The sequence below is a fragment of the Achromobacter semiaridum genome, from assembly GCF_053543755.1.
Genome location: NZ_JBLVOL010000076.1, coordinates 1 through 6065, shown reverse-complemented (window position 1 = coordinate 6065; position 6065 = coordinate 1). Strand labels below are relative to the sequence as shown.

The window sequence follows — 6065 nt, the reverse complement described above, 5'->3', positions numbered from 1 at the left end:
AACACCTTGTTCGCGGGCCCGGCGTTTTTTCGGGACCCGCGCGCAGGCTAATCGTCATCGTCCGCAGAGTCGTCCGCCGGGTCATCCGCGGCATCGTCCGTCGAGTCATCAACGAGTGCGGGATCAACGCCATATTCCAGCGGTGGTTCGTGCAACGTCGTGCTGGACGCCATAGTGGGAAACATGGCGGCGGAATAAATGCCGGGGACGATCGGCTGCGAGCCGATGGACAAATTTGCGTCGGCGGGCGTCCCGAGAGGCCTTTCCGTCGCCTGCGCCGACACGCTGCCTGTCGCGCGGTCGGACGGCGGACTCGTCGGCGGCTTCGTCAGAACATTCGTCAGCCCGCTTGTCAGTCCACTGGTCGGCCCACTTGTCAGTGCACTGGTCAGCTCACTTGTCAGCCCACTGTTCAGCCCACTTGTCAGCCCACTTGTCAGCCCACTGTTCAGCCCACTTGTCCGGCCACCTATCGGGCCGCCAATCGGGCCACCTATCGAGCCACTTGTCGGGCCATTCATCGGCCGGTTCCCAGCCATACCCGGCGCGGGTCGTGAAGCCGTAGCCGCGCCCCATTCAGCGCCCGGCTCAGGGCCCCACTCAGCACGCCACCCCGCGGCCAACGCCGCGTCCACCGCCGCGGCCTCAAGAATAGGCGACGCCCCGGAACGGCCGTGGGCGCACAGGCGGCAGGCCAGCTCCATGGCGTTGCGGGTGTTCAGTTTGGCGAAGATGCGGGCGCGATGGGCTTCAGCCGTACGCAGCGAAATGCCCAGGTCGATGGCGATCACTTTGTTCGGCCTGCCGGCCGCCACATAGTCGACGATCTGCTTTTCGCGGGGCGTCAAGGCGGCAAGCGCCACATCAAGGTCGGGACGGGGAACACGCATGGGGCGACTCTTTTTTGCAATGTAGGATTACAAGAAGTCTGCCCTCCCCCTAAAAACGGCGAAAGCTAGCAATTCTGTCAGGGGTCGGGATACCGCAATCTGCGGCCCCTACCCTGGTTACGCGGGATCAGGCCGTGTAGGCCAATTCCAGGTTGTCGATCAGACGCGTCGCGCCCAGTTTCGCGGCGGCCAGCACCACGACCGGCTCACCGGCCTGCAAGTCAGCGGCTTCCGGGCGCTTCAGATCGCGCTGGCGGCGCAGCGCCACGTAGTCCACCTTCCAGCCGCGCCGAGTCAGCTCGTCGATGGCGTCGCGCTCCAGGGCTTCGGCATTGCGCTCGCCCTGGGTCAGGCGGTGACCGATCTTCTGCAAGCCCGCATACAACGCAGGCGCTTCGGCCCGCTCTTCGGGGGTCAGGTAGCGGTTGCGCGAGGACAGCGCCAAACCGTCGTCCGCGCGCACCGTTTCATGCGCCAGCACCTCGACCGGCAGCTGGAACTGGCGGCACATATTGCGCACGACCATCAACTGTTGGTAGTCCTTCTTGCCGAAAACGGCCACGCGCGGCTGCACGCACGAGAACAGCTTGAGCACCACCGTGCTGACGCCCTCGAAGAAACCCGGACGGAACTCGCCTTCCAGGATGTCGCCCAGATCGTCCGGCGGCTGCACACGGTAGTTCTGCGGCTCGGGATACATCTCGCGCTCATTCGGCGCGAACAGCACGTAGACGTCGCGCGCCTGTTCCAGCTTTTCAATGTCGGCCGCCAGCGTGCGCGGGTATTGGTCGAAGTCCTCGTTGGGACCGAATTGCAGCCGGTTCACGAAGATGCTGGCGACAACAGGGTCGCCGTGCTGGCGCGCCAGCTTCATCAGCGACAGGTGGCCTTCGTGCAGATTGCCCATCGTGGGCACGAACGACACGCGGTTCTGGCCGCGCAGGTGATCGCGCAATTCCTGGATGGTGTGTACGACTTTCAAGTGAACTCTCCGGGGTTGGGGGCAGCCCGGTCGGGATCAGGCCGCGACCGCCGCCACGCTGGTGTAAGCCAGGCGGACATAGATGGGCGCGTAAGGCTCGGCCTGCGTGATTTCCAGCAGGGATTCACGAGCCAGCTCCAGCATGGCGATGAAATGCACGACGACCACCGCCGCCGGCGCGCCTTCGCGGACGCGCTCCATGAACAGATCGCCAAATTCCATGAAGCGCACATCGTTCAGGCGCCGCAGGATATGCGTCATGTGGTCGCGCACCGACAGCTGTTCACGCGTGATGTGATGGTGCTGGTTGAGCTTGGCCCGCTTCATGATGTCAGCCCAGGCCAGACGCAGATCGTCCACGCTGACCTCGGGCATCATGCGTTCAACGCTAAGATCGGCGACGGCCTGGCTGCTGACAAAATCGCGGCCCAGCTGGGGCAGCTTGTCCAGCTTTTGCGCGGCCAGCTTCATCTGCTCGTATTCAAGCAGGCGGCGTACGAGTTCGGCGCGCGGGTCTTCGGGCTCTTCGCCGGTGTCGGTCTTCTTGACCGGCAGCAGCATGCGCGACTTGATCTCGATCAGCATGGCCGCCATCAGCAGATATTCGGCGGCCAGCTCTAGATTGGTGATGCGGATCTGGTCCACATAAGACAGGTACTGCCGCGTGACATCCGCCATCGGGATGTCCAGAACGTTGAAGTTCTGCTTGCGGATCAGGTAGAGCAACAGGTCCAGCGGCCCTTCGAACGCCTCAAGAAACACCTCCAGCGCGTCCGGCGGAATGTACAGATCCGTCGGCATCTGGAACAGCGGCTCGCCGTACAGGCGCGCGAACGCCACGCTATCGACGGTGTCTGGCGTGCTGTCCACAGGCGGTTCCACTAGCTTGGCCAGTGCCTCGCCAGGGACTGAAGGGTTACGGGACATGTCTGTCGCAACGGGAATCAGTCTGCCGAATACACGTACGGTTTTTGCGGCACGCGGGCCGCGCGGAAGCCTTCGAGCAGTTCCGGATCTTGCGGTTTGTCCCAAAGACGGGCGCGGCCTTCACGCTGGCGTTCTTCCGTGCCAGGGTGCGACTGCTTGAAGTCTTTCAGGAAAAGGGTGATCTCGGATTCGTAGTTGGTCGCCATGACGCCAATTTCAGTAGGTTGCAGATCCGTCGAGTTTACTTCACGCGGGGCCATTTCCCCGGCGTTACAATCGTCAGGCACCCAACGCCCCCTCCCGCCATGTCAGCCGAATCCGCCGCCGCAGCCAATCCCGCACCCCCTACAACCCCGGATGCGGTGCGCGCAGCGCGCATGATTCCCTTCATCGTCGGCTGCGCGCTGTTCATGCAGATGCTGGACGCCACGGTCGTGGCCACCGCGCTGCCCGCCATGGCCCGGGCCTTGGGGTCCACCCCCGTGCGGCTGAACGTGGCCATTACGTCCTACCTGCTGGCCGTGGCCGTGTTCGTGCCGGTCAGCGGCTGGGCGGCCGACCGCTACGGTGCCCGCCGCGTATTCGTTGCCGCCATTGGCCTGTTCACCCTGAGTTCCGTCGCGTGCGCCCTGTCGCAGGACCTGCCCCAACTGGTGGTGGCCCGCATCGTCCAGGGGATGGCCGGCGCCATGATGGTGCCCGTGGGCCGCATCATCCTGCTGCGCACCGTGCCCAAACAGGACCTGCTCAAGGCCATGTCGTTTTTATCCATCCCAGCCCTGCTGGGCCCGGTGATCGGCCCCCCGCTGGGCGGCTTCATGGTCACCTACATGTCGTGGCACTGGATTTTCCTGATCAACATCCCCATCGGCGTGTTGGGCATTGCGCTGGTGCTGCGCTATGTGTCTGAAATCAAGGAAGAATCCGCCCCGCGCCTGGACTGGCTGGGCTTTCTGCTCAGCGCGGTGTGCCTGGCCGCGCTGGTCAGCGGCTTTGAAGCCATCGGCCGCGACGTCATGCCGCTGCCCATGCTGCTGGGCCTGATCGCCGTGGGCGCCGCGTGCGGTTTCCTGTACGCCTGGCACGCCCGGCGCATCGACCACCCCATCATCGACCTGTCCTTGATGCGGATTCCCACCTTTGCCATTTCGACGCTGGGCGGCAACCTGTGCCGCTTTGCCGTGGGCGCCACCCCCTTCTTGCTGGCCATGCTGCTGCAAGTCGGTTTTGGCCTGTCCCCGTTTTCAGCGGGCCTTATCACCTTTGCCAGCGCCGCCGGCGCCCTGCTGATGAAGTTCGTGGCCACGCCCATCGTTCGGCACTTCGGTTTCCGCCGCGTGCTGACCGTGAATGCGCTATTGACCGGCGTGTTCATCATGGTCTGCGCCACCTTCACGCCCACCACGCCGGTGTGGCTGATGATCGCCATTTTGCTTGTCGGCGGCTTCTTCCGGTCGCTGCAATTCACCGGGGTAAATACGCTAACCTATGCCGACATCCCGCCGTCCCAGATGAGCCGCGCCAGCAGCTTTGCCGCCATGGCGCAGCAACTGGGCATCAGCCTGGGCGTAGGAGTGGCCGCGGTAACGCTGAACGTCAGCATGACGTTGCGCGGTGCCGACACGCTGGCGATCAGCGACGTCGTCGCCGGCTTTATCGTCATCGGGCTGATGTGCATGGCCTCGACCCTTTCTTTTAGACGCCTCGATCCGCTAGCCGGGGCACACCTGAACGGCGCCAAAAACAGTGACGACGAATGAATTTGTCCTAGCCCTGGACCAGGGCACGACCAGCTCCCGGGCCATCGTATTCGACCGCGAATGCGTGGTCCGCGGCGTCGGCCAGCGTGAATTCCGCCAGCACTATCCCCGGCCCGGCTGGGTTGAACACGACGCCAACGAAATCTGGCACAGCCAGCTGGACGTGGCCCGCGAAGCCCTGCGCAATGCCGGCGCCACCGCCGCCGACGTGGCCGCCATCGGCATCACCAACCAACGCGAAACCACGCTGATCTGGGAACGCGCCACCGGCCGCCCGCTAGCCCGCGCCATCGTCTGGCAAGACCGCCGCACCGCCCCCCTGTGCGACCAGTTGCGCCGTGATGGTCACGCCGACTTCCTGCAATCGCGCACCGGCCTGGTCGTGGACGCCTACTTCTCCGGCACCAAGCTTGCCTGGCTGCTGGACCACGTGCCGGGCGCCCGCAAGATGGCCGAACGCGGCGAACTGGCATTCGGCACCGTCGACACCTGGCTGATCTGGCAACTGACGGGCGGCGCCGTGCACAGCACCGATTGCAGCAACGCATCGCGCACCATGCTGTTCGACCTGCACACGCAAGACTGGAACGACGACATCCTGGCCTTGCTGAACATCCCGCGCAGCGTACTGCCCAAGATCGCGCCCAGCAGCGCCGTCGTGGGCGACGCCCTGCCCGAATGGCTGGGCGGTTCGATCCCCATCGCGGGCGTGGCCGGCGACCAGCAGGCCGCCACCTTCGGCCAGGCCTGCTTTACGCCCGGCATGGCAAAGAACACCTACGGCACCGGCTGCTTCATGCTGATGAATGTGGGCGACCAACCGGTGCAGTCCAAGAACCACCTGCTGTCCACCGTAGGCTGGGGCCTGCCCCAAGCCGGCGCGGGCAACTGGAAGCCCACCTACATGCTGGAAGGCGGCGTCTTCGTCGCCGGCGCCGCCGTGCAATGGCTGCGCGCCGGCCTGGGCATCATCCAACGCTCCGAAGAAATCGAATCCCTGGCCGCCAGCGTCTCCGACACCGACGACGTCTTCATGGTGCCCGCCTTCGCCGGCCTGGGCGCCCCCCACTGGGACCCCTACGCCCGCGGCACCCTGGTCGGGCTGACCCGCGGCACCACCCGGGCCCACATCGCCCGCGCCACGCTGGAATCCATTGCCCTGCAAAGCGCCGAGTTGCTGACCTGCATGAATGGCGACAGCGGCATCGCGCTGACCGAACTGCGCGTAGACGGCGGCGCCGCCCGCAACGACCTGCTGATGCAAATGCAAGCCGACCTGCTAGGCGTCCCCGTCGTGCGCCCCCGCGTGCCCGAATCGACGGCCCTGGGCGCCGCGGGCCTGGCCGGCCTGGCGGTAGGCTTCTGGAGCCACCTGGAAGAATTCGCCTCCAAATGGCAGGCCGAACGCACCTTCACCCCCACCTGGCCCCAAGCCGTACGCGACGCCAGAATGAAACGCTGGCGCCAAGCCGTGGACCTATCCAAAGGTTGGAGCGCGCCCCCCGG

The 6065-nt window shown here is 65.2% G+C and carries 6 protein-coding genes; 2 read left to right on the top strand and 4 right to left on the bottom strand.

Going from position 1 to position 6065, the window contains the following annotated elements; translation table 11 throughout:
- Nucleotides 1-47: 47 nt before the first annotated feature.
- The 4 genes from ACNPP0_RS20320 to ACNPP0_RS20305 all read right to left on the bottom strand — a co-directional run bounded on the left by ACNPP0_RS20320 (nt 48) and on the right by ACNPP0_RS20305 (nt 3005).
- Entirely contained in the window at nt 48-890 is an 843-nt protein-coding gene (locus ACNPP0_RS20320) for a response regulator transcription factor (RefSeq protein ID WP_448706838.1), read from the bottom strand.
- Between the two features lie 127 nt (nt 891-1017).
- Nucleotides 1018-1872, bottom strand: a complete 855-nt coding sequence (panC, locus tag ACNPP0_RS20315; RefSeq protein WP_448706837.1) for a pantoate--beta-alanine ligase — start codon at nt 1870-1872, stop codon at nt 1018-1020.
- Nucleotides 1873-1908: 36 nt separating this feature from the next.
- On the bottom strand, nt 1909-2799 hold the full coding sequence (locus ACNPP0_RS20310) for a segregation and condensation protein A (protein ID WP_046807376.1): 891 nt from the start codon (nt 2797-2799) through the stop codon (nt 1909-1911).
- Nucleotides 2800-2816: 17 nt separating this feature from the next.
- Entirely contained in the window at nt 2817-3005 is a 189-nt protein-coding gene (locus ACNPP0_RS20305; RefSeq protein ID WP_046807375.1) for a DUF3460 family protein, read from the bottom strand.
- Between the two features lie 99 nt (nt 3006-3104).
- Here ACNPP0_RS20305 and ACNPP0_RS20300 point away from each other — a divergent pair, with 99 nt between their 5' ends.
- Together ACNPP0_RS20300 and glpK are read left to right on the top strand one after the other, a co-directional pair.
- A complete protein-coding gene (locus tag ACNPP0_RS20300) occupies nt 3105-4559 on the top strand; it encodes a DHA2 family efflux MFS transporter permease subunit (RefSeq protein ID WP_332612363.1) in 1455 nt (484 codons plus the stop codon).
- On the top strand, nt 4546-6065 hold a 1520-nt coding region (gene glpK / locus ACNPP0_RS20295), incomplete at its 3' end, for a glycerol kinase GlpK (RefSeq protein WP_448706836.1). The genes ACNPP0_RS20300 and glpK, both read left to right, overlap by 14 nt.

Coding starts and splice junctions, on each gene's coding strand:
- ACNPP0_RS20300 (WP_332612363.1), top strand. CDS start 3,105: ATGTCAGCCGAATCCGCCGCCGCAGCCAATCCCGCACCCCCTACAACC.
- ACNPP0_RS20305 (WP_046807375.1), bottom strand. CDS start 3,005: ATGGCGACCAACTACGAATCCGAGATCACCCTTTTCCTGAAAGACTTC.
- ACNPP0_RS20320 (WP_448706838.1), bottom strand. CDS start 890: ATGCGTGTTCCCCGTCCCGACCTTGATGTGGCGCTTGCCGCCTTGACG.
- ACNPP0_RS20310 (WP_046807376.1), bottom strand. CDS start 2,799: ATGTCCCGTAACCCTTCAGTCCCTGGCGAGGCACTGGCCAAGCTAGTG.